Here is a 23919-nt window from a genome sequence, read left to right as displayed (position 1 = left end):
AATCTTACTACTCTTCACAAATAATTCAATATTTTTGTTGAGAATTGAGCAATTTTTATCTCGAATGATGGAATTCTTGAATAAATCTTCAAAAAAAGAGTTATTTTTTAGAAGGTAGTATCACTAAGAACTTTGTTCCTAAACCCAGTTTACTGGTTACAGTTACTTCACCGCCATACTTATTCACTAACATTTTGACAATACTTAGTCCTAAGCCAGTGCCACCTTCATCTCTTGAACGTGCATCATCTACTCGATAAAACCGATCAAAAATATGTGTTAAGTCATTTTCTGCGATGCCAATACCGTTATCTTCGACTTCGATTTTGCAATGCTTCAAGTCATTTGTCAAGTTTATTTGAATAGATGGATGGTCATTAGAATAGCGAATTGCATTTTGTAATAAGTTACGTATTATTTGCCCAAAAGCATTTTGGGAAATCAATGCAAAATTACTAGTAAGTTTTTGGTGATTCACATTAACCGTTATATCTGGATAAAGAATTTTCTGTTCTTGAATAATTTCATTTGTTACGGCCAAAATATCGCATGAATTATCATGATCATGAGATTCACCTCTGGCTAGTTCTAGCATTTCTCCTATCAAATTTTTCATACGTTTAATTTCTGATAATGAAATTTCAAGTGACTCATTTAAAACTTCTGGTTCGTCTTTTCCCCATCGTTGTATCAAAGATAAATGACCTTCAACAACCTGAATAGGGGTTCTAAGCTCATGCGATGCATCTGAGATAAATTGTTGTTGTAAAAGAAATGACTGTTCTAGTTCTCCCATCATTTTGCGATAAACTCGTAGTAAATCACCTATTTCGTCTTCTCTGTTATATATCATCTGTATTGGCGCTTCAAAGCCTTCTTCGGCAACAGAAATCATCTCTTGTCGCAAATTATGTAACGGTTTTAACAACACATTTGCTAAAACATAGCCAATATATGCTGACAAAACTAATGCACCTAACCCAGATATTAACATTGCCATTAGTAAATAATTCATCAATGATTGAAAAGCCGTTAATGGATGTGTCAATTGAATATATCCTTGGAAAAATCCTATTTCTATTTTGCCCGTTGCAACAAAACTTTCTATCCCCTCAATTTTCTGCTTATCTACAACATAACCTTGAAGAGGTACACTCTTTGGTATATCTGGAGTTTTAGAAATCGTATCATTAATACGTAATATCTCAATCCCGTCTTTATTTAGAATCCGAACGGTTTGGCTTTTGTCAATAATTGAGTTCATCAGACCTTTATTTGATCTAATATCATCAATAGTGATTGCATTTCCTTCTGATTCAAAAAACACGGTTAAATCATCCATTGTCCGATTAACTGATTGCTGTTGCTCAGATAATAACCAAGAGTGTAATGACCAATATAATACCGAACATATGATGGTAAAACTGATGAAAATAACAAAAGCGGACGTTAACGCCCACTTTGTCTTCAAAGATTGATTTTTTATAGAAACATTTACAAACTTTTTCATTCTCTCATCACATACCCTACTCCTCTTACAGTTTCAATGTAAGAACTTGCTTCTTTCGGAAGTTTTGAACGTAGATGTCGTATGTATACATCTACGACATTTGTTTCTACATCCGTATGGTATCCCCAAACGTTTTCTAAAATTTGATCCCTAGTACAAACTCTATTTTTATTGGAAATAAGTAAGCACAATAAGTCAAATTCTGTCTTTGTTAACTCTAGTAACCGATGATCAATATATGCACTATAAGCTTCTTGGTTTATAGTAATATTCTTAAATTGGAGAAGTTTTGACTCTTTCTCTAATTGGTTCGTTCTTCTTAAAATAGAACGTATGCGTGCAAGTAACTCTTCAATTGCAAATGGTTTAACAATATAATCATCTGCTCCCGCATCAAGACCGGCTACTCGATCCATCACTGCATCTCTTGCAGTAATTAGAATTATCGGCACATCAGAATGACTTCGAACCCTTCTACAAATCTCGATACCATTTAACTCTGGAAGCATGACATCTAAGAGAATAATATCAAAATGTTTTGTCTCATCAGATGCAATTTGTAAACCTTCCCGCCCATTGTAACTAACTGTCACGTCAAACTGCTCATGCTTTAATTCTAGTTCGATGAACCGTGCAATATTTTTTTCGTCTTCTACTAATAATATATGCTTTTTCATATCGTTCGCCACCATTTCTAGTTATCGGCATAATGATAAGAATCTTTTCCTGATACTCTTTTAGCATAATATAATGCTGTATCCGCTTTATCTAATAATGTTGAAATTTCTTTCCCATCTTCTGGATAACAGGCAATACCAATAGATGATGTTGGAGAGAAGTAATTCCCATCAATAATCCATCCATTACGAAGTACTTCTTGAATTCTTCTAATAGCTTGTTCAATTTGTCTATTTCTTTTATCAACTGAAGTGGACATTTTAGTTAATAGAACAACAAATTCATCGCCACCTATCCTTGCGATAATATCAGTATCCCTTAAACTTGAAGATAAAGCCTTACCAAAATGTTTAATAAATTCGTCACCAATATCATGCCCATATACATCATTAATTCTTTTAAAATTATCGCCATCGATAAATAATATAGCAATAGAATTTTCAGTTGAACATGCATCTAGTGCAAATTCATCGAACTTTTCTAACAAATATCTTCTGTTTGGTAACATTGTTAAACTATCATGATAAGCAAGAAAGCGTAGCTGTTCTTCCATCTCTCTACGCTCAGTAATTTCTCTAGCAACAGATACTAATTGATATTCTCCTCTGTTTCCTAAATCACTGACAGCAGAAATTTGAGATTCTAACCAAATGCTTTTGCCTTCCTTTGTAAGAATCTCTAACTCTAATTTTGTATTGCCATTTTTCTTTATATATTCTATTTCATTTGTTAAACTTGCACGGCTCTCTTTAGACAATAACTCAAAGTAAATTTTACCTAATAGTTCTTCTTTTTCATAACCAAGTCTTGCTTCATGAATCGGAGAAACATATTGAATGATCCCATCCTCGGTTGTTATAACGATACAGTCATTTGTATATTCCGTGATTAGTCGGAACAATTTTTCAATATTACGTAAATTTGTAATAATCGACTTCTTATCAGAGATATCAAAACTAATTGCTAAAAATTCTGTTATCACACCATTGATGTCTTTAACAGGTACAATCGTTGTATCTACCTAGTAGTACTTTCCATACTTTGACCGGTTGCGTATTTCACCACGCCATATATTCCCGCTTTGAATGGTATCCCATAAATTCCGGTAAAATCCATTAGTATGTTCACGTGAATTTAGGAGCACATTTGATTTCCCAATAAGCTCGTCTGAATTATACTGTGTTTGTTCTTCAAATTTAGTATTAACAAACTTTATAACACCATTTCTATCGGTGATGCATATATTTGCTGCTACGTTCAAAGCATCTCTATAACTATCTAACAATAATGTTGTTTCGACTAAATCCTTTTTCAACTGTACTTTACTATTGAGTTCTTGCCACTGAATGCTTATGGCAGCAACTTTATTTTCCATAAAAACAGGAGAAAAACTAACAACAAAATTCCTCATTTCACCTGAAGGCTTTTTATGTGAAAAAATAACAGAAGAAGAACCTTGACCAGCAAAAGTATTTTCAATATGGTGCATATACTTTTTGACATCATTAGAATTAATGAAATCTAATTTCAAAAATTCTTTTCCTTTCGAAACGTCTTTAAATAGATTTTCGCAAGCTAAATTCATATCAAAAACAGTAAGATCTCTTAGTAATATGACAGTAGGATCAATCTTATCTTCAAATAATGATTGTAAAAACAAATACTTTTCTTCTAACTCTTTCTGTTCAGATATATTTCTTGTAACTGCTAATATATATGTATGTTCCCCTTGAAAAATAGGTGTACAAAGTGTTTCATTTGTATACCCATTATCAGAAAATAAATAAAAATCACGAAATATGGTTGAATGTTTGGTAGAAATTGCTTTCAGATAATAGTCTTTGATGTTTTGTTGTCTAGTATTCATAAGTACTTCTGACATAAATTTACCTTCTGGATTAGTAGTAAAAACATTTTCAGCAGCTTTATTAATATAAATATATTGAAAATCATTCTCTACTTGTTCCATCAAAAAAACAAAACTATTATTTGCTTGATAAAGTGCGTTAAATTGCACCTTCGTTAAAAAGACGTCTGTCATATTGACACCTCACAAAATCAAACTGTAAATTCTGTAGCTAATTTTCCTTTTGTAAATTCGATAAGTGCATTATAAGCCTTTTGTTCCCCAGTTTCAGTTATATTAATATAAGAATAATTTTGATTTTCTATTGATAATTTATATTTTGAAACAAATGTTGCATTTCCAACTAATTTTAAATGATATTCCCCTTGTTGTTCTTTCACCAAACATTGTACGAATCCACCGGGGTTAAATACTGTGATTTTCTCATCATTCGTATGTTTTAGCATTTTGGATACTAAGGCAGAAGCTGTCATCGCAGTGCCACAAGCATTTGTAAATCCTACACCTCTTTCAAATGTTCTAACATATATCTCATTTTGGCTTATTGGATATACATAACTAACATTAACCCCATCTGGACAAATAGGATTCTCACCGTTTAAATAAGTTGCTAATCGTTCTTGATGTGTTGGATTTTCTATTTTTTCCTTTGGTACAAAAGCGATTAGGTGAGGATTAGGCACGGATACAGCTGTAAAAGCGATATGTTCATCTAATTCACCGTATATTTCATTGATAAAAGTGGTTTTATCATCCACTTCCATAGGCAATGAAGAAAGTTCAAACGATACAGGTGCAATTTCAACAGCATATGTAGGTACCCCATTAAATAACGTTTCTTCTTGTTCAACATGCAATGTCGCTTTCATCGTCTCGATTAATCCTTCTGAAACACCGTTCTTTTCTAATACATACCGTGCTACACAACGTAAGCCATTACCACACATAGATGCTTCAGTGCCATCTGCATTGATCACGCGCATTTTAGCCAAACCTTTTTTTGAAGGAGCTACTAAAAGTAAACCATCTGCACCACCATGATTTGTATCTTCACAAAGCCATTTGGCCAATGATACCCAATCATACAATGACTCATCTTTCGTTTCATAAATATAGAATGTATTTCCAGAACCATGCACTTTCAATAAATCTAATACCATCAAAAAACTCCTCCGTTCTCTATTCCATCATAATTCTATTGCTATTAGCATACAACTGATTTGTTAACGTCGCAAAGTTAAATATCCACAAATTTCTATAGAAAAATAAGGTAAAAATAGTTACCTCACGGCTTAAAAAATGATTATATTTAACTATATTCATTTTAAACTATCATGAATATTATAGTATTTTACAAATAATGAGTATACTTTCAGTAAATTTAGATAATTAATAAAAAATAATTCACATTCATTTTAGCAAAATTTTGTTATTAATTAAAATAGTAAAAAAAATTTTCCGGAAAGCAAAATGTTCACATTAGCTGTTCACAATTTATATATTTTTTTGTGTTTTTTTAAAGAAAATAACTGTTTTCCCTTTGCTTTTTTCTTAAATCTTAGTATAGTAAAAGTGCAAAATAATTTCATAAGTGATTCCTATTTTTTATAGAGTCAATAGGGAAGGCAAATGGTGCGCCACCAGTGATAACTGGTTCTAGTGGGTTCGATTCCCACCCCGAAATTTTTTATGAAACATTAAATGAAAAATTTCGAGCGGGATAGAACTGTATTAGAAGTTCACCCCAGAGAAGGAGGCGTTCAGTATGATTAAACAACGTGAATTACACGAATGCAATGAGCTATTCGAGTTGTTAAGTCACCCATCTGTCTTCCCTTTTGTGCGTCAAAAGGCAAAGACAGCAGATGAATTTTGGTTTATGACAAGCCAGTTAATGGAAGATGAAGAAAACGGCAAGGTGGTTTCTCGTACAATTACAGATGATTGGGGGCAACCAATTGGCACAATCACTCTTTATGATGTACAGGATGGTGCTGGATTCTTAGGCACATGGATTGGTGCTCCTTACCAAGGAAAAGGTTACAACCAAAAAGCAAAAGAGTTATTTCTGAAAGAATTATTTTTTGAATTGGATTTTCAATGCGTCTTTTTGAAAATCCGAAAAGAAAACACAAAATCCCTTCGTGCTGCTTCAAAACTTGGTTATGTTATGGATGCAAAAGAAAGTCATCCATCTTTATATGAAGAAATAAACCAAGGTGAAAAACAGTTTGAATTATTAAAAATTCAAAGGGATACATTTTACTTCTATATGGCAACTCAAAAGAATGCTTCAGCAGAACAGGCAATGTAAAAATGGTGAAAGTGGGGATTTTGATTTGCTTACAAAATTGAATAAAAAAGACCATTTAGTTGCCTATCGAGAGGCGACCTAAATGGTCTTTTTGTTTCTACATAATTTCTATTAATACATATAGACAATCATAAACGTTTTGCATATTGCAGGATTAAATCTACCATTTCATCTGGTGTTTTTGGCGATTCAGCTTCTCCCATATTTTTGATAAGGGAATGCTTATGATCTTTTAATGTATTCATCGCATTCATAAAACTTTCGTTGTTTAGTTCATCTTCTTGTAATACTTCCGCAATGCCTTGCTCAAAGAAAAGTTTTGCATTTAAAATTTGATCACCACGTGATTTTTGTAAAGATAATGGAATAAGCAACATTGGTTTTTTAAGTGCCAAAAATTCAAAGATTGAATTGGAACCTGCTCGAGATACGATATAATCTGAAGCATATAATAGGTCCGGCAATTCAGTCGTTACGTATTCAAATTGCTTATATCCTGGCATATCTACAAGTGCTTCATCTAAATGACCTTTTCCGCATAAATGAATAATATTATGATCCTTCAATAATTCCACCATATTGGAACGTACAGCATCATTGATAAATTTAGAGCCTTGACTTCCCCCCATAATAAGGATTGTTTCTTTCCCGTTTTGGAAGCCGCACATATTAAGTCCTTTTTCTTTTGTTCCATCAAATAATGCTGGACGAATAATAGAACCAGTACATGTTGCTTTTTCAGCTGGCAAATGCTTTAATGTTTGTTTAAAAACTGTGAAGATATGAGAAGCAAATGGTAAAGAAAGTTTGTTTGCTAAACCAGGTGTTACGTCAGATTCGTGGGATACAACTGGAATGCCAGAAAGTTTGGCTGCCATGACAACTGGTACAGAAACAAAGCCACCTTTTGAAAATACAACAACTGGTTTTACACGACGCATAATCGTTAACGCTTGTGAAATCCCCGCAAGAACACGGAAAGGATCCGTAAAGTTTTTCATAGAAAAATAACGTCTTAGTTTACCGCTTGAGATTGAGTGATAAGGAAGATCAGGGAAAGCTTGACTGATTATTTCTTTTTCAATTCCCTCTTTTGAACCTATATAGTGAACATCATAGCCTTTTTCTAAAAAAGATGGTATTATTGCTTGATTAAGCGAAACGTGGCCTGCTGTACCGCCACCAGTTAATATTACAGTTTGTTTAGTCATAATAAGATACTCCTATTCTATTTAAAAGCTAAAGCAACTCTATAAGACTCTTTCATCATTGAAATTTTAGTCTATACTCTTTTCGATTTTCACAATCTTTTGAGGAGTTACCTGCTATAGCCTGACAACTTAATCGGCGAAACACATGAAAAATAATATCTTGAGAGTGTGTCGCTAAAAACTAAATTCAAATACTTATTTTACTATACGAACAACTATAATAAAAGATACATATTAAAAATATGGGAGATGTAAACTTTGCATGAAACAACTACGATAAGAGCAAAATGGATTCTTATGCTAAAAATTGTATTTCCTATTCTTATCACCCAAATAGCATTATATCTGATGTCATTTTTTGATGTCTTAATGTCAAGTAAATATAGTACTGCTGATTTAGCAGGTGTGTCGATTGGTTCTTCTATTTGGATGCCTGTTTATACTGGTTTAGCAGGCATTCTGGCTTCTATCACACCTATTGTAGCACAATTAGTTGGTGCAAAAAGAGTGAAAGAAGCATCATTTCGTGTACAACAAGGCTTTTATGTTGCTATTGTATTAGCATTCTTTATTTTTTGTGTGTTTATACTAGCGATTGACCCTATCCTCTCCAAAATGTCTTTAGAGCCTGAAGTTTATCGTGTCGCTAAACATTATCTATTAGCCATGTGTTTTGGGATATTCCCACTATTTATATATAGTAATCTACGCTGTTTTATAGACGCATTAGGACAAACTAGGGTCTCTATGACAATTACATTATTGGCAACGCCTATTAATATTGTTTTCAACTATTTATTGATATTCGGTAACTTTGGTTTTCCAGAGCTTGGCGGTGTTGGAGCAGGAGTAGCTTCCGCCATTACTTATTGGATTATATGTGGGATTGCAGTATGGATCACAAAAAAACAAACACCATTTTCAGATTTTGCTATATTTTCAAACCTACCAAAGCCAAATTGGTCAAAATGTATGGAAATCACAAAATTAGGGTTACCAATTGGCTTGTCTATTTTTGCTGAAGGAAGTATTTTCTCAGTAGTTACCTTATTGATGAGTAATTATGATACGGAGGTAATTGGTGCACACCAAATCGCGATGAATTTTGCGAGCTTGGTATATATGATTCCATTAAGTATTTCAATGGGAGCTACGATTTTGATTGCTTATGAAGCTGGTGGGAAGCATTTTAAAGATGCAAAAACATATAGTTTAATCTGTATAGCGACGGCTGTTTCATTTTGTACAATTTCTTTAACAGTCTTATTAACTTTTAAGGAAAAAATTGCAGCTGTGTATACTAACGATCCAACTGTTGTTACATTAGCATCACACTTTTTAACATATGCAGCATTCTTTCAGCTCTCTGATGCTATTCAAGCGCCAATCCAAGGCGCTCTCAGAGGCTATAAAGATGTGAAAATAACATTTATAATGGCTCTCATTTCTTATTGGGTTATTGGTTTACCAGTAGGGTATTCATTGGCCAATTTCACCAATGTTGGACCATATGGCTACTGGATTGGATTGATTTCTGGATTAGCCGTAGGTGCCATTACACTTAGTGTTAGACTACACTTTGTTCATCAAAAAATGAAACAAATAGAATCTCCCTCTCTTTGAGGGAAGATTCTTGTTTTAATCACCTTCATAAACCAATCCACATTATTTTAATATTCCAGAACGAATAATTTTCACATCTACATTTGTTTGAATATCCAATGTTGAATAAGTATCTTTCCACTTTCCTTCTTTCCATATATTTGAACCTTTAGCCCTTACTTTTCTTCCAATACCAATCGGATCTGAGGATGCATCCTGACATTTCTTAATCATTTTATTCATATTATTTTGTATTTTCTTCGATAAAAATTTTTCTAATTGATACTCTATCTTCTCTTTCCCTAAATGATCCGATGGAAACTCATCTATATTCACTTCTATTTTCACGTTAATAGTGATTCTTTTTGAATTGCCCTGTTGTTTTATTTTCTTTTTTAATCGAATAATATCTATTGTTAGAGGTGTCTTTTTATCGTCCTCTTCATATAAAAACGTCATTCGAGCAGTATCTGATTTTCCTTTTGCTAATAAATTCAGTAATAGTGATTCTTTCGTATTTAATATAGTTCCTGTGAATTTCCGTTGATTAAACAGAGCAAGTCCTGCAGCTATAGGAGTTCCATGAGCCTCATCTTTTTTTAAATATGGTATAGCCAAATCGATTCCTTCATCAAAAAGCCTTGAACCTGCCTGTTGTAAATCTAAATCTTTTGGAAATATAGTATCTCGTTCCATACTTTCTATAAAATTTTCATAAAATTCACCAACATCTGAAGGCAACGGCTCTTTTATAGATAAAAAATCTTTCGGAGATCCCTTTGTAATAGCAATTTTAGAATTAATCGGATTTTGTGGATTACGATAATAGACATCTAAATATGGATAGATATCATCATGTGCTGTTTCTTCTGCTATTAAAAGAACTGTGAGTTCAGACAAATCAATTGTCTGGTCCATTTTCATATCAGCTTTGTTTCGAGTATCTCTTGGAGAGACTCCTTTAGTTTCAATTACTGTAAATTGAGTTGGATCACTCGCAGAATTTGGATATACATAATAGGATACTAATTCCCCCATATGCCCCTCAAAACCAGCTACAGAAATTACTGACAAGTTTTTGTATAATCGTTCATCCCAACATCCAGCGAGCAACAAAACACTACATAAGCAAACTATTGTGACTTGTCGCATTTGGAATCTCTCCTTCTATTAAATAAAATAATTATCATAGGTAGTATGATGGAAAATGGGTAGAATAAATAAATAAGATATTTACGAATAAATTCCACTTGTCCTACTCCAATGAAAAACAAAGGAGCAATCATAATAATTCCATGTATGATAAATAACAAAGGTTTGGGATTTTTCCCTTCTTGTGTAGATAAAGCAATTCGTATATTAAAGAGAAATAAATTAATGGTTAGCAAACTCCATGCAAGCCAAATATAGATAAAGAAGATATCAAGTCTTTTCACAAACGTTACCTTTTGCGATTTTAAGATGTACAGAATGGGATCTGGTATTAATCGAATTTCCTTTAACATAAAGTAAAATTCAACCCCTATAACCGAAGCCCCCATAAATATCGAAACGATAAGATGGAATATTAATATGGGTTTTCCTTTAATCTCTTCATCTTTTAAGACATTTTTTCTCAACATTAGATAGCTTTCAATACCTATAAAAGCTGTTAAACTATAATGCATGCCTTTTAGCCATTGAGGAACTGTACTTGTCCCAATCGGTAAAATATTCGAAAATTTCAATTCGTGAGTCGCAAGTAATATAAAAACAATAAATATAAATACTAATGGTATAATCAATACCCCTAAGTTTACTGTCGTAGAAGGTCTACTTAAACTGATATATAGAGTAACGAGAACAATAGCCAATAATGAGTAGAATGGTGGCATATTTTGAATGATCCACACGTTTAATGTATATTGCATATAGCTTAAAAAACTAATAATTACGACTAGCCAATACAAAATATAAATCCATTTTGTAATTTTGCCCAATCGGAAAAATTTATAATTTTTTTCGTAAAAGAAAAGGAGCAAATACATAAAGATAGATGCAACTCCGAACATGATCCATGCATCTCTTCCACCATAATCAATTACACCTTGTTGAAATGAAATGTATATAACTCCTGTTTCAATAAAAAATAGCATTAAAAAAAATTGAATTTTTGTTAATTTAAAATTCATTTCTTTCTTCCTTCCGGATCAAACGAACTTGTTTGTGGTGAAGGCTTAACAAATGGACCTCTGACAAAAATCTGTTTGATCTTTTTGGGTTCAAATGGGACGATTGGTGAAAAGTAAGGTGACTTTAAAGAATGTAAATTGAGTAAATGTATAAATAGTACAAAGCCTCCAATTACAATACCAAAAAAGCCAGCTAAAGCTGCCGCTAACATAAAAGGAAAGCGTAAAATTCGAATTGACATATTCATTTCAACGGATGGAACAACATAACTTGAAATAGCTGTTAACGCTACTATGATTACCATCATATTAGAAACAAGACCTGCAGTTACAATTACATTTCCAATTACTAAACCACCGACGATACCGATTGTTTGGACAATCGCTTGAGGCAGTCGTACACTAGCTTCTCGAATAAGTTCTATAATAATTTCCAGTATCATCGCTTCTATAATTGGACGGTAAGGTATTTCACTTATATCTAGTCTAAGTTTTTTACTTAGTTCTATTGGTAAAATCTCAAAATGAAAGCTAACAATCGCTATATAAAATGCTGGCAAAAATACCGCAGTTAAAAAACTGAATACCCTAACCATTCTGTAAAATGATCCTACCAATACTCGTCCATTATAATCATCCGGTGATTGATAAAAGGAAAAAAAGGTAACTGGCCCTAGTAATACTGTTGGAGAGATATTTGTAAAAACTGCAATCTTCCCTTCCACAAGATTTGCAAATACTCGGTCAGGTCTTTCCGTATTTAACATTTGAGGAAATGGTGAATATACCGACTCCTCCAAATAGTCCCCCACTTCTCCTGCAGTATATAAAGATTTCGTTTTTTCTTGCATCAGTTTTAACTTACTTTCTACTTCAGAAACAGATTGTTGGTTTGCTACGTTATCTAAATACATATAATAAACATCGGTTTTTGTTTCTTTACCAACTTCCATTTTGTTTACAACTAAGTTAGGCATGCGTATTCTTTTTCTAATAAGCCCTATATTCACATCTACATTCTCTACAAATCCTTCATGTGATCCTCTGAGAATATTTTCGTTTATAGGTTCATCAGGTGAACGATGTGGAATCTCAGGTAAGGTAAGATGTACCATTTGTTTTTCTGTCAATAAAAGGATAATTGTTTCCCCATGACAAATATAATCAACAAATTTCTCCATTTGAAATGGTTCCTTAACCGCAGCCATTGTTTCTGTCCATTTTTCTTCATCTACAGACGCTTGAACTTTTAATACATTTATCTGGTTTTGAACATCACTTTTATTGACCATAGAACTGTAATAACACAAAATTGCATATTCTTCGTTCGGCCATGAAATTTCTTTTGCCGTAAAATCGACAGAATTGTAAAAGGTAGATTTTAATTTATCAATCATGGATTCAAGTAGTAACAAAATCTGTCCTCCTTTTCCTCCAGTATGGAAATAAAATAATTATTTCAAACAAAAAACCAGCCATCATGATGGCTGGTTTTAAAAATTATTAAACTAGTATTATACTATTATTTTTGGATAAATTGTTGTGTCCAATAGTTTCCGTTTGCTGAATAGCCTACACCAATATGAGTGTATGAACCATTCATGATATTAGCACGGTGTCCTGATGAATTCATCCATGCTTGTACAACTTCTTGTGGTGTTTTTTGGCCTTGAGCAATATTTTCAGCTGCTGCTTTATATGAGATTCCAAAAGATTTCATTTGGTCAAATGGTGATCCATAAGTTGGGCTCGTATGAGAGAAGTAATTATTTTTAGCCATATCATCTGATTTTGCTCTAGCAGATTTCATTAATGTTGTATCAGCTTGTAAAGCCGGAAGTCCTTCTTTAGCACGTTCAGCATTTGTTAAAGTAATCACTTGTTGTTCAAATTGTGATACAGATGAGCTGTTTGAGTTTGTTGTTGTTGAAGTATTTGAACCAGTGTTTGTGGAAGTTCCTTTATCTGAAGTTGTGTTTTGTGTTGTTCCTTTGTTAGAATCTGTGTTTGTTGTTGTTCCTTTATCTGATGCAGTGTTTTGTGTTGTTCCTTTGTTAGAATCTGCGTCGTTTGTTGTTGTTCCTTTATCTGATGCAGTGTTTTGCGTTGTTCCTTTGTTAGAATCTGCGTCGTTTGTTGTTGTTCCTTTATTAGAATCTGCGTTTGTTGTTGTTCCTTTATTAGAATCCTTATTTGTGGCAGTTCCTTTGTTTGATCCTTTAAGTGAAGCTAGATATTGATCAAGTTCAGCTTTCGTCATTTTCTTTACTTGGAATGGGCTTTTAGTGTTATTGTTAACTTTCACCCAATTATACGCTTTGTTATATTGCCAATTATTATTTGACACTGAAGTTTGCTTCGTTGCATCATTATTGACTGTTTTAGCCGAAGCATCGATTGCTCCACTTGAAACTCCCACCATCATTAGTAGGCTTAATGGTAATGCCCATTTTGTCATTTTTTTCATCTTGCATTCCTCCTTGTCTGTATCAAGCTTATCGTAAATATCAGACAAAAAATTGCCCAACGATTACCACTTTCTCCAAAGGGGTTCTCATTGGGCAATATTAAAGGATTTTGTTTGGGATTTACTTGAAGTCTATCTGCTTATTGCTAAGTTTAAAGGGTTGACATATTCATAATTTCGTAGATTATTATTGCAACCCTGGTACTTTCAATTCATCCACATCTTCACCAATAATAACTAAATTAGGTTCCATTCGGATGTACTCAGGTAACCATTGTGTTAATCCGTATGCATATTGGAATAACATAGGGTTTTTAATCCCCTTTACGGGTACATAACCCTTCATACGATAAATTGTTTCTGGAATTGAACGCACCCAGTCTTCAAATTCTTCTTGTGTAAAATCGGAAGTTTCCGGGAAAGTAACTAGTCTTGAACTTAAATGAAGGTGATGGCCTAAATCCGCTTTATGGATATCTGTTGGTCTAGATGTTGCATGTAGGTTATTTAAGAACTTTAAAGGTACTTTTGCATTTACGGTTTGAATAATTTGAGCATGTGGATTTAAACTTTGTAATTCAAATGTCACTTTTGCACGTTCTGCTTCTGTTAGTAAATCTATTTTATTTGCCAAGATTAAATGTGCATGACGAATTTGTTCTAAAAATAGAGAACGAGTTTGTGGAGACATTTTTTCTCGTTCTAACCATCGTTTACTATCAGCTACAGTAATGATACCTTTAATATTTAGCTGATCTGCAAATAGTGGCGAATAGACTGCATCCATCGCTTCTACAGGATGTGCTGCACCAGTTGTTTCTATTATAAGTACATCAAAATCAGATTCTACTAAAAGTGATTGGATTTGCGCCTCTGTTTTTTCAGCGCCAGAGCAACAAATACATCCATTCAACATTTCTTTTAAAGGAATTCCTTCTTCAACAGCTTGCGAGTCAAAATTGAGCTTTCCTAGTTCATTCATAATCACTGCTGGTTTTAGACGTTGTTCTTTTAATTGTCGGATAATATCTACCAACATTGTTGTTTTACCACTACCTAAAAAACCACTAAATAAATATACATCTTTCATATAATTTCAACTCCTATTTCTGTAACAAGAAAGAGCTGACAATTTGCCAGCTCCCTCTGTCTTATTCTAGCCTATTTCATTTCTGCTTTTACGATTGCCATTGCTTTTTTCAATTGTGGATCTTCGTTTTTAATCTTCAATCGAAGTTCTTCCATTAAAGCATAAGTTGTCTCACCTTTTAGTACGCCAGTTACTTTTAACTTATGGTCTTGTTGGAATCTTTGAACAGCTAATGTTGTTGAAGCATCATATAAACCATCGAGTTTACCTGGTTCATACCCTACTGCTTTTAACATTTTTTCAGCTGCTTTGACTTGATCAGATAGAGATCCTTCTTTATACGTTTTATCTGTACTAATGTATGGCAATGAAGCATAGCTTGGATAATTTACTTTGTAATTTGGTTGAATTCCTTTTTCGTGAATCCAATTACCCTTTGGTGTTAACCATTTAGCGATTGTATATTTTAGATTAGAACCATCTGAAAGATTTTCAGCTGTTTGCATAGTCCCTTTACCAAATGATTTCTCACCTACTAATTTGACATTAGAAGATTCGCTTAAGGCACCTGCTAAAATTTCAGAAGCTGAAGCACTACCACCATCGATTAAAACAGTAACAGGTACTTTCACTTTTCTTCCGTCTTTTGCCGGAACTACTTGTTTTTTACCGTTACGATCTTCAAATTGTACAATCGGTTCTCCAGTTTTCACAAATAGGCTTGCAATGTCTTCTACTACATCGACTAATCCACCTGGATTTTGACGAACATCAATAACTAGACCTTTCATACCTTTAGCTTCCATTTTGTCTAATGCGCTTAATAATTCTTTATACGTATTATCTGAAAAGCTAGTGATTTGGATATGAGCAATTTTGTCGTTTTTCATTTCTGCATAAACTGTTTCAACTGGAATATCATCACGAGTTATTTTCATCGTAATAAGTTTGCTAGCTCCACCACGTTGAATTTGTAAAGTAACATCTGTTCCTTTTTTACCTCGGATTAATAATACAGCTTCAGAAGCTGTCATACCGTCGATACTTTTGCCGTTAACCTTTTTAATAATGTCGTTTGTTTTAATCCCTGCTTTTTCTGCAGGAGAATTTTTAATAGGCGACACAACTACAATATGTCCATCTTTTTCCTGGATTTCTGCACCTATTCCTTGGAAACTAGAAGAGATACTTTCATTAAATTGAGTTGCTTCCTTTTTATTCATATAATCTGAATAAGGATCTCCCAGTGCACTAATCATCCCGTCTACTGCACCGTTTACTAATGCATCTGTATCAATGTCTTTGTAATAGCTTTTTGATAGTTCATCATAAGCATTAAATAATTTTTGGAATTCAGTATGAGCAGGTGTACGAACTTCTACTACCTTTTCTTCTCCAAAAGTTAAAGCAAAGATTGTGATACCTGAAGTTGCAAGAATCAAAACCATAATCATCATGATAAAAGCAAATGGTTTCATACGTATGTATCTACCTGCAGGTTTTACTTCTGGAACTGGGTCAACCTGTTGCGTTTTTTGAGATTCATCATTTTGTTCTGGGTCAACTTTTGTTTTATCATCCATCTTGTTCACCACTTTCAATCTAACAGTGTTTAAACACTACTTATACCATAATATCAGGAATTATGCCCTACGAAAAGAAAAAGACTATCAATTTCCTTGATAGCCTTTAGAAAATTTTCTTTTTTCCTTTTATATAACTGCTTATAGCGCTACTTTAAGCTAGCTTAAATGTATGTAATTTAATTACAATGAATTACTCTAATATTTGTGCTTTATAGGAGATATCCATCAATTGAATTAGATTGTTCAATTAGATTTTTTCAACTTTTAATTTGACAGACCACCCACATTTGCATATACGTTCAAACGTACCTAATTTACCGTTGTAATCCATTGATCCAATATTTTTACTACTTCCAATACGTTCACTCCCACATCCTGGACAAGTACCATAATCATCAATCAGTTTACTTACAAGATTCAGGCTGTTGTATATTTCATCCTTATATTTGTAACTCAAAATCCCTCTCCCTTGTATTTGTATTTTTGTTCACTCACCTTTTTAGGATATTCAAATATTTGGGGACTGTGCATGTACATTGTGATTAAGATGGAAAATAAAGTGCTAGGAAATACGTTACATATTCTATACCTCTATTTATAGACATAAATATAAATTGTATATTTTTCTATATTTATTTATAAATACTATATTATATGGTATAATTATACAAATGAAAGGAGGTGTAATAATTGGACGATTTTCTTACTACATTCGCCTTTATACCAATTTTATTTGTCTTATTATATTTTGCCGCAATTATATTTGTCTTTTATTTCATGGTGAAAGTCCTTTTGAATCAGAAGGAAATAAAGAGCTTTCTAAAAGATATTTCTGACAAGCTAGATCAAAATGGTTAGAAGGGGAAACCCTTCTTTTTTGTGTCACAATATTCTTCACCAACTTTATTCCATTCCTCTTGCAACCGTTCAGCAATTGCATAAACTACTGCAGCAAATGAAGCTAGAGTTCTTGAATTTTAATCATTTTGATGGATAAACGTTGAAAAAAGACAAAGCAAAGGCAAGTGACTTATTAAACGACATTTTATAAATCGTCGTTTTTTTGGTCGCTTGCCTTATTTTCTGCTTTTGCTTATGTCTTTAAAATTTGTTATATAAACTACTCTTGAATAGCCGCTTCAAGTGCCACAACAATCATGTCATTGAATGTAGTTTGGCGTTCTTCTGAAGTTGTTGCTTCGCCAGTTAGTAGGTGGTCAGATACTGTTAGTACAGATAGGGCTTGACGATTGAATTTTGCTGCTAGTGTATATAGTGCTGCAGTTTCCATTTCAACTGCTAATACACCGTAATCTGCTAATTTTTCGTTTTGGTTATCTTCACCATAGAATAAGTCAGCTGTGTAAACATTACCAGCACGTAAGTTTAGTCCAGCTTCTTCCCCTGCTTTATATGCTTTTAATAATAGATCGAAGTCAGCGGTTGGTGCGAAATCGATTCCTTTGAAGATAATTTCATTCATCTTAGAATCAGTTGTTGCTGATTGAGCAAGGATGACATCACGAACTTTAACATCACGTTTTAGTGCACCACAAGTACCAACACGGATTAGTTTTTGACATCCGTATTCTTGCATAAGTTCAGTTGTGTAAATAGCAATAGATGGTACACCCATACCTGTACCTTGTACAGAGATACGTTTTCCTTTGTATGTACCTGTGTAACCAAACATATTACGTACTTCGTTATATTGAGTAACATCTTCTAAGAATGTTTCTGCGATATATTTTGCACGTAAAGGATCTCCTGGTAAAAGTACGATTTCAGCGATTTCGCCTTGTTTAGCATTAATATGGATACTCATAATTATTCTCCTTTTCAATTTAAAATTTTCAATATGCCTGACTCATTGTAACAGTAAAGTCCGACCTCTGACAATCAAAAATTATTCTTCATATTTTTCATCATATTGTTGCCAAAGTTCATCAAATACAACTGCACTTAACGCATGATCTGCTTTTTCTTCTATATATCTTGAGATGTTTTGAAAATCTTCTTCCTGTTTAGGAAAACTATGGTCATGAAAAGCAGCTTCTGCAAAATCCCCTTTTGCATCTTTTGCTCCTCTAAAAGATAATACGAAATGATAAAATGATGGTTTCATTTGGACTTCCTGCCTTTATTTCATTATAACTTACATTCATTTTACACGAAAATTACTTATCTTTGGAAACTATATTAAAACTCTAATTGTAACTTATCTAATTTCTTCTCTACCTGGAAAACATTTTCTTACTTTTTTCATGATAATGGCAACCTTCCCATTTCATCTTCGTTCTATAACTCGGATGCGAAAATATTATCAATAAAGGTACCGCATCTCTACCTAGATTATTGGTATATATGAGGAGATGATTCAAATGAAAATAGTAAAAAGCTTACTATCTTTCATAGTCATGTTTGGGACTTTATTTACTTTTACAGCAAACAGTGACGCAGCAACACCAAAAACAATGAACGCAAAAGTAGCAAATAGCGTATACGTTCACGCTGAACCTTCAGCTAATGCCAAAAAAGTTGGAACACTTTGGAAAGGTACTAAAGTAGTCGTATATAGTAAATCAAAAACAGGCTGGGCAAAAATTAAATTCAACAAAAAAACAGCTTATGTATATGCTTCTTACTTATCATTTAGCAAAAATACAAGCAAGAAAACAACAGCTACAAAAACTACAACTACTAAAAAAACTACAACTAAAAAAAGTACGAGTACTTCAAATAGTAAAAAAACAACTTATCGCCCCGTAGTAACAAATACTTACTACTATGTTGAAAATGGCAAAGACGGAAAACTATATTCAACTGGCAAACGCAATTCAACAGGTTGGACTTACTGGTACAAAAAAACAGGTAACAATAAACAATCATTTTTAGTAAAAGAATCTTCTAAAGGTTTAGATTACAAATTTAAAACAGGTACTATTCGTCAAATCGTTTACCCTTTTACAAAGGGACAAGTATTTAAAGCAAACAAAAAAAATTACAAAATCGTATCTATTTCAAACACTTTTAAAGTAAAAGCAGGTACATTTAAATCAGTTGTCGGTATTAAAGCTGCAGACGGTTCAATCACATATTACGCCCCAAATGCTGGCGCAATTAAAACTGTGAAAAACAAAAAAGTCACTTTTGAAATCACAAAAATTGAAACAAAATAATTGAACGATTAAAGAGCTCCCTGAAATAATTTAGGGGGCTTTTTCTTTCATTATGCTATTGCATAGTATTTCATAAAGTGTTACTATTTCATTAATTAAAATTTTTCTAACAATTTAATGTAAATTTCTTATCGAGAGAGATGGAGGGACTGGCCCTGTGAAATCTCAGCAACCACCAATTTGGTAAGGTGCTAATTCCAGTAGATGTATTTCTAGCAGATAAGAAGATTGACTTTTTAAGTACAAGGTCCTCTTCTTCTGAGGGCCTTTTATTTTTTTAGAAAAGGATGATGAACATGACAAAAAAACATATTTCGACTCGTTTAGCGCAAATCGGAACAGAAACAGATCCTCGGACTGGTGCGATTAATACACCTATTTATCTTTCTACCGCATATCGACATGCAGGACTCGGCCAATCGACAGGCTATGATTATACGCGTACAAAAAATCCAACTCGGGCTGTTTTAGAGGAAGGAATTGCCGCTTTAGAAAGTGGAGATGCAGGTTTTGCCTGTAGTAGCGGGATGGCTGCAATCCAATTAGTTTTATCCCTTTTCAAATCAGGAGACGAAATAATCTATTCAGATGACATTTACGGAGGTACATATCGACTTGCTCGTCAATACGAAAACCAATATGGTATTCACGCTCATTTCACACCTTTCCAATCTATCGCAGAAGTCGAAGCAATTATAAATGAACATACAAAAGCACTTTTTATAGAATCACCAACAAATCCATTAATGCAAGAAATCAATATTGAACTATTTGCAAAGTTAGCGAAAAAAAATCAACTTTTACTGATTGTTGATAATACTTTTTTGACTCCGTATTATCAACGTCCAATTGAACTTGGCGCAGATATTGTTATTCATAGTGCTACTAAGTATATTGGAGGACATAATGATGTTCTTGCAGGTCTGGTCGTGGCAAAAGGAGAAGACTTGTGTGAAAAACTTCTTCATAACCATAATGCTTCAGGTGCAACATTAGCCCCGATTGACAGTTGGCTTTTACTCCGCGGTCTAAAAACTTTACATGTTCGCATGAAACAACATACAGAAAATGCACGAAAAATTGTTGACTATTTAGAACAGGAACCATCCGTAAAAGATGTTCTGTACACTGGATTAGGTGGCATGATTTCTTTCCGATTACATCATTCTGAATTGGTTCCAGCATTTCTTCAAAATTTAAAACTAATCGCATTTGCTGAAAGTTTAGGAGGCGTTGAAAGTTTTATCACCTACCCGGCTACTCAAACACATGCAGATATCCCTGAAGAAGAACGAATTGCTCGTGGCGTTGACAACTCATTGTTACGTTTTTCAGTAGGAATTGAAGAAGCCGAAGATTTAATAGAAGATCTCCAACAAGTTTTTACTACTATCAATAAAGAGGTGTCTTTCCATGAGTCAACAAAATAAACAATCTATCGAAACTAGTCTAATAACTGCTTCTACTAGAGGCGATTATGAACAAAAGACAGGTGCTGTGAATGTACCAATCTATCTTTCCTCTACTTTTGACCAAGAACATTTTGATTCTTTCGGTCCTTATGATTATAGCCGTTCTGGAAACCCCACTCGTGATGCATTAGAAAAAACAATCGCTGAGCTTGAAGGGGGTACAAGAGGATTTGCCTTTTCTTCAGGCATAGCAGCCATTGCTTCTGCCCTACTCACTTTAAATACAGGTGACCATATTGTCATTACAAGCGAAGTTTATGGTGGGACTTATCGTTTCGTCACACAGGTTTTAACAAAATACGGCATTACACATTCTTTTGCGGATTTTACGAACCTACATGAAGTAGAAGCTGCCATTCAACCAAATACCAAAATATTATATGCTGAAACTCCTGCAAATCCACTTTTAGGTATTACGGATATTCGTGGGATTGTGTCTATTGCTAAAAAACATGATTTGTTAACTTTTGTCGACAATACATTTATGACACCACTTTACCAACGTCCTCTTGACCTTGGCGTTGATGTAGTTTTACATAGTGCTACGAAATTTTTGGGTGGTCATAGTGATATTATTGCTGGTCTTGCTGTCACAAAAGACGAAGAACTTGGAAAACAAATTTATTTTATGCAAAATTCAATGGGCGCTATTTTAGGAGCACAAGATTCATTTTCTTTGATACAAGGGATTAAAACATTAAATGCTCGTTTAACACAATCATCACAATCAGCAATGAAGATTGCTACTTACCTCAACCAGCATGAATTGGTGGAAGAAGTTCACTACCCTGGATTACCGAGTCATCCAGGATATGAAATCCATGCGAGCCAAGCATCAAATGCTGGTGCCGTATTATCATTCACATTACCAAATCGTGAGCTGACAAAGGCTTTTGTTGAACATGTTCAAATTCCAATTTTTGCAGTAAGTCTTGGAGGAGTTGAATCTATTCTTTCATACCCAGTGACAATGAGTCATGCTGCTATTCCTAAAGAAGAGCGCGATAAACGTGGCATTACAGAAGGACTTTTAAGGTTCTCAGTCGGACTTGAAAATGTGGATGATTTAATCGCTGATTTTGAACAAGCTTTTCAAGCTGCAAAAGAGATAGTTTCAGTTCAAAAATAAAGTGAAATAGTGAAATTAGTCATAAAAAAGCTGATGTACAAACTAATTTAATTTGTACATCAGCTTTCTTCTTTTTCTCAAATTAATCTTCAAATAATTTTACGAATTCTCCATAGCCAGCTTGTGCTAACTGACTTTTTGGAATAAATCGCAATGCTGCAGAATTGATACAATAGCGCAGGCCACCCGCTTCAATTGGTCCATCTGGAAAAACATGCCCCAGATGAGAGTCAGCTTCTTTACTTCTTACTTCTGTTCTTAACATACCAAAACTTGAATCTGTATGTGCAGTAATCCCTGCATTTTCTACAGGTTTAGTAAATGCAGGCCAACCACAACCTGATTGAAATTTATCCTTTGAAGAAAATAATGGTTCACCGGAAACAATATCTACATATAGCCCCTCTTCAAAGTGATTGTCATATTCGTTGCGAAATGGAGGTTCTGTACCTTTTTCTTGTGTTACATGATATTGCATCGGAGTTAATTCTCTTAAACGTTTTTCTTTATCCATTAATGTGACCCCCAATTTTCTTTTTGAAATGCTGCACGACCTGAACCTATTGAATAAAGTTCGTAGTGAGTAGGATTCTTCTTATAATAGTATTGGTGGTACTCTTCAGCAGGATAAAATGGCTTTGCTTCTAAAATCTTTGTTGCAATTGGAAGATTGAACTTTTGTGATTCTTCTAATGCTTTTCTTGATGCTTCCGCTATCTTTTTTTGTTCTTCATTATGATAAAAGATTGCTGTCATATAGGATCTACCACGGTCATGAAATTGTCCACCAGCATCAGTTGGATCAATTAGTGTCCAAAATATCTCCACTAGTTTTTCATAAGGAAAGATTAGAGGGTCATATGTGATTTGTACTGCTTCATAATGACCTGTTAAATCAGAGCATACTTGTTGATAACTTGGATTTTCTACATATCCACCTGTATATCCCGAAATAACCGACTCAATACCTGGCTGCTCATCAAATGGTTTGACCATACACCAGAAACACCCTCCAGCAAAAGTCGCTTTTTCTAGCGCCATACAAAAACCCCCTATTTTTTAGGAATTACTACGTCTAGTATAATGCGATTTTCCTTTAAATTGAATTCTTTTGCTTGTACTCTTCCTTCTAAATTATCGCCCAAAGGAATTTTCATTTCTGTTAAGTTTATATAGATTTGCTCTTCTTTCGGTTGAATAACCATCCAATTTGGTAATTCAACCGAATCCTTTAATAATTTTAAGGCCGTCGCTGGTGGAATATCGAGCATCCCTACTTCTATTGTTTTTTGCTTCAGTAATAGATTTCCATTAACAATAGTTGGCTCAAATGTCATAACAATTGGTAAATCCATATCAAAAACTGGTAACGTTCCGCTCAGTGTTACTTGTTCATCAACATACATTTTGACAGGAATTTTAGAGCCTTTCATCGAATTAGATATGAGCTGATTAGCCAAATTTTCAAAGTCATCAGCAGTTGTATTTACTTGTAGGTGACTTCCTTCAGGTAGTTCACTTGTTGCTGGAGTAGGTGTTTCAGCTATTGGTCTTGTAATAATAAAAACAGTGGCAGCTATTGTTAGAATAACTACTGAAAAGAGGAGTATAAATGCCATTTTCCATTTATTCATCTAAAGACT

At 33.7% G+C, this 23919-nt stretch carries 24 protein-coding genes and 1 riboswitch; of the genes, 6 read left to right on the top strand and 18 right to left on the bottom strand.

The window, feature by feature from the left end:
- Positions 1–100 precede the first annotated feature (100 nt).
- The 5 genes from D1606_RS07940 to dapF are packed head-to-tail and all read right to left on the bottom strand — an operon-like array spanning position 101 to position 5215.
- Positions 101–1510, bottom strand: a complete 1410-nt coding sequence (locus D1606_RS07940) for a HAMP domain-containing sensor histidine kinase (protein WP_119415471.1) — start codon at positions 1508–1510, stop codon at positions 101–103.
- Positions 1507–2187: a response regulator transcription factor gene (locus tag D1606_RS07935; protein ID WP_119415470.1), complete on the bottom strand. Its 681-nt coding sequence runs from the start codon at positions 2185–2187 to the stop codon at positions 1507–1509. Before D1606_RS07935 ends, D1606_RS07940 begins: the two co-directional genes overlap by 4 nt.
- Before the next feature lie 17 nt (positions 2188–2204).
- Entirely contained in the window at positions 2205–3170 is a 966-nt protein-coding gene (locus D1606_RS07930; RefSeq protein WP_119415469.1) for a sensor domain-containing diguanylate cyclase, read from the bottom strand.
- Between the two features lie 39 nt (positions 3171–3209).
- Complete coding sequence (locus tag D1606_RS07925) at positions 3210–4229, bottom strand: PAS domain-containing protein (RefSeq protein ID WP_119415468.1); 1020 nt, start codon at positions 4227–4229, stop codon at positions 3210–3212.
- Positions 4230–4246: 17 nt separating this feature from the next.
- The gene (dapF, locus tag D1606_RS07920) at positions 4247–5215 is read right to left on the bottom strand and encodes a diaminopimelate epimerase (RefSeq protein WP_119415467.1); all 969 of its coding nucleotides are present in this window, start codon (positions 5213–5215) and stop codon (positions 4247–4249) included.
- Between the two features lie 605 nt (positions 5216–5820).
- On the opposite strand from dapF, the gene D1606_RS07915 reads away from it, so the two are divergent.
- Positions 5821–6369: a GNAT family N-acetyltransferase gene (locus D1606_RS07915; protein WP_119415466.1), complete on the top strand. Its 549-nt coding sequence runs from the start codon at positions 5821–5823 to the stop codon at positions 6367–6369.
- 128 nt (positions 6370–6497) lie between these two features.
- Here D1606_RS07915 and D1606_RS07910 read toward each other — a convergent pair whose 3' ends face one another.
- Positions 6498–7580: an undecaprenyldiphospho-muramoylpentapeptide beta-N-acetylglucosaminyltransferase gene (locus D1606_RS07910; protein WP_119415465.1), complete on the bottom strand. Its 1083-nt coding sequence runs from the start codon at positions 7578–7580 to the stop codon at positions 6498–6500.
- A gap of 258 nt (positions 7581–7838) precedes the next feature.
- Between D1606_RS07910 and D1606_RS07905 the strand changes: the two genes are divergently transcribed.
- Entirely contained in the window at positions 7839–9203 is a 1365-nt protein-coding gene (locus D1606_RS07905; protein ID WP_119415464.1) for an MATE family efflux transporter, read from the top strand.
- A gap of 42 nt (positions 9204–9245) precedes the next feature.
- On the opposite strand, the gene D1606_RS07900 is transcribed toward D1606_RS07905, so the two are convergent.
- From D1606_RS07900 to D1606_RS07870, 7 genes are all read right to left on the bottom strand, one after another.
- Positions 9246–10334 carry a Ger(x)C family spore germination protein gene (locus D1606_RS07900; protein ID WP_119415463.1) on the bottom strand — a complete coding sequence of 363 codons (1089 nt, stop codon included), beginning with the start codon at positions 10332–10334 and terminating at the stop codon, positions 9246–9248.
- Positions 10316–11353, bottom strand: a complete 1038-nt coding sequence (locus tag D1606_RS07895; protein ID WP_119415462.1) for a GerAB/ArcD/ProY family transporter — start codon at positions 11351–11353, stop codon at positions 10316–10318. The genes D1606_RS07900 and D1606_RS07895 overlap by 19 nt, the downstream gene beginning before the upstream one ends.
- The gene (locus D1606_RS07890) at positions 11350–12768 is read right to left on the bottom strand and encodes a spore germination protein (protein ID WP_199670692.1); all 1419 of its coding nucleotides are present in this window, start codon (positions 12766–12768) and stop codon (positions 11350–11352) included. The genes D1606_RS07895 and D1606_RS07890 overlap by 4 nt, the downstream gene beginning before the upstream one ends.
- Before the next feature lie 107 nt (positions 12769–12875).
- Positions 12876–13820 (bottom strand): CAP domain-containing protein, encoded by a 945-nt coding sequence (locus tag D1606_RS07885; RefSeq protein WP_233548049.1) that lies wholly within the window; start codon positions 13818–13820, stop codon positions 12876–12878.
- A 187-nt stretch (positions 13821–14007) separates the two neighbouring features.
- On the bottom strand, positions 14008–14910 hold the full coding sequence (locus D1606_RS07880) for a CobW family GTP-binding protein (protein ID WP_119415461.1): 903 nt from the start codon (positions 14908–14910) through the stop codon (positions 14008–14010).
- A gap of 71 nt (positions 14911–14981) precedes the next feature.
- Complete coding sequence (locus D1606_RS07875) at positions 14982–16493, bottom strand: lmo1851 family serine protease (protein ID WP_119415460.1); 1512 nt, start codon at positions 16491–16493, stop codon at positions 14982–14984.
- A 250-nt stretch (positions 16494–16743) separates the two neighbouring features.
- Positions 16744–16953, bottom strand: a complete 210-nt coding sequence (locus D1606_RS07870) for a DUF3797 domain-containing protein (protein WP_199670691.1) — start codon at positions 16951–16953, stop codon at positions 16744–16746.
- 233 nt (positions 16954–17186) lie between these two features.
- Here D1606_RS07870 and D1606_RS18955 point away from each other — a divergent pair, with 233 nt between their 5' ends.
- Positions 17187–17354, top strand: a complete 168-nt coding sequence (locus D1606_RS18955; protein WP_164489650.1) for a hypothetical protein — start codon at positions 17187–17189, stop codon at positions 17352–17354.
- A gap of 262 nt (positions 17355–17616) precedes the next feature.
- On the opposite strand, the gene deoD is transcribed toward D1606_RS18955, so the two are convergent.
- Both deoD and D1606_RS07860 read right to left on the bottom strand, forming a co-directional pair.
- Positions 17617–18321: a purine-nucleoside phosphorylase gene (gene deoD, locus D1606_RS07865; RefSeq protein ID WP_119415459.1), complete on the bottom strand. Its 705-nt coding sequence runs from the start codon at positions 18319–18321 to the stop codon at positions 17617–17619.
- Positions 18322–18402: 81 nt separating this feature from the next.
- Positions 18403–18621 (bottom strand): YozE family protein, encoded by a 219-nt coding sequence (locus D1606_RS07860; RefSeq protein ID WP_119415458.1) that lies wholly within the window; start codon positions 18619–18621, stop codon positions 18403–18405.
- Positions 18622–18877: 256 nt separating this feature from the next.
- Between D1606_RS07860 and D1606_RS07855 the strand changes: the two genes are divergently transcribed.
- The 3 genes from D1606_RS07855 (at position 18878) to metC (ending at position 22276) form a co-directional block, all read left to right on the top strand.
- Entirely contained in the window at positions 18878–19675 is a 798-nt protein-coding gene (locus D1606_RS07855; protein ID WP_158582339.1) for an SH3 domain-containing protein, read from the top strand.
- A gap of 125 nt (positions 19676–19800) precedes the next feature.
- A riboswitch (SAM riboswitch) is annotated at positions 19801–19901 on the top strand.
- A gap of 70 nt (positions 19902–19971) precedes the next feature.
- Complete coding sequence (locus tag D1606_RS07850) at positions 19972–21105, top strand: methionine biosynthesis PLP-dependent protein (protein WP_119415456.1); 1134 nt, start codon at positions 19972–19974, stop codon at positions 21103–21105.
- Entirely contained in the window at positions 21089–22276 is a 1188-nt protein-coding gene (gene metC / locus D1606_RS07845) for a cystathionine beta-lyase (RefSeq protein ID WP_119415455.1), read from the top strand. Before D1606_RS07850 ends, metC begins: the two co-directional genes overlap by 17 nt.
- 82 nt (positions 22277–22358) lie before the next feature.
- On the opposite strand, the gene msrB is transcribed toward metC, so the two are convergent.
- From msrB to D1606_RS07830, 3 genes are read right to left on the bottom strand one after another with little or no spacing between them, the layout of a single operon-like run.
- Complete coding sequence (gene msrB / locus D1606_RS07840) at positions 22359–22790, bottom strand: peptide-methionine (R)-S-oxide reductase MsrB (protein WP_119415454.1); 432 nt, start codon at positions 22788–22790, stop codon at positions 22359–22361.
- Positions 22790–23317 (bottom strand): peptide-methionine (S)-S-oxide reductase MsrA, encoded by a 528-nt coding sequence (gene msrA / locus D1606_RS07835; RefSeq protein ID WP_119415453.1) that lies wholly within the window; start codon positions 23315–23317, stop codon positions 22790–22792. Before msrA ends, msrB begins: the two co-directional genes overlap by 1 nt.
- An 11-nt stretch (positions 23318–23328) precedes the next feature.
- Positions 23329–23895, bottom strand: a complete 567-nt coding sequence (locus D1606_RS07830) for a YpmS family protein (RefSeq protein ID WP_158582338.1) — start codon at positions 23893–23895, stop codon at positions 23329–23331.
- Positions 23896–23919 lie beyond the last annotated feature (24 nt).

The organism is Rummeliibacillus sp. POC4, from assembly GCF_003576525.1.
Lineage (GTDB): Bacteria > Bacillota > Bacilli > Bacillales_A > Planococcaceae > Rummeliibacillus.
Note: the sequence above shows the minus strand (reverse complement) of the source record. Positions and strands in the feature narration are given on the sequence as shown.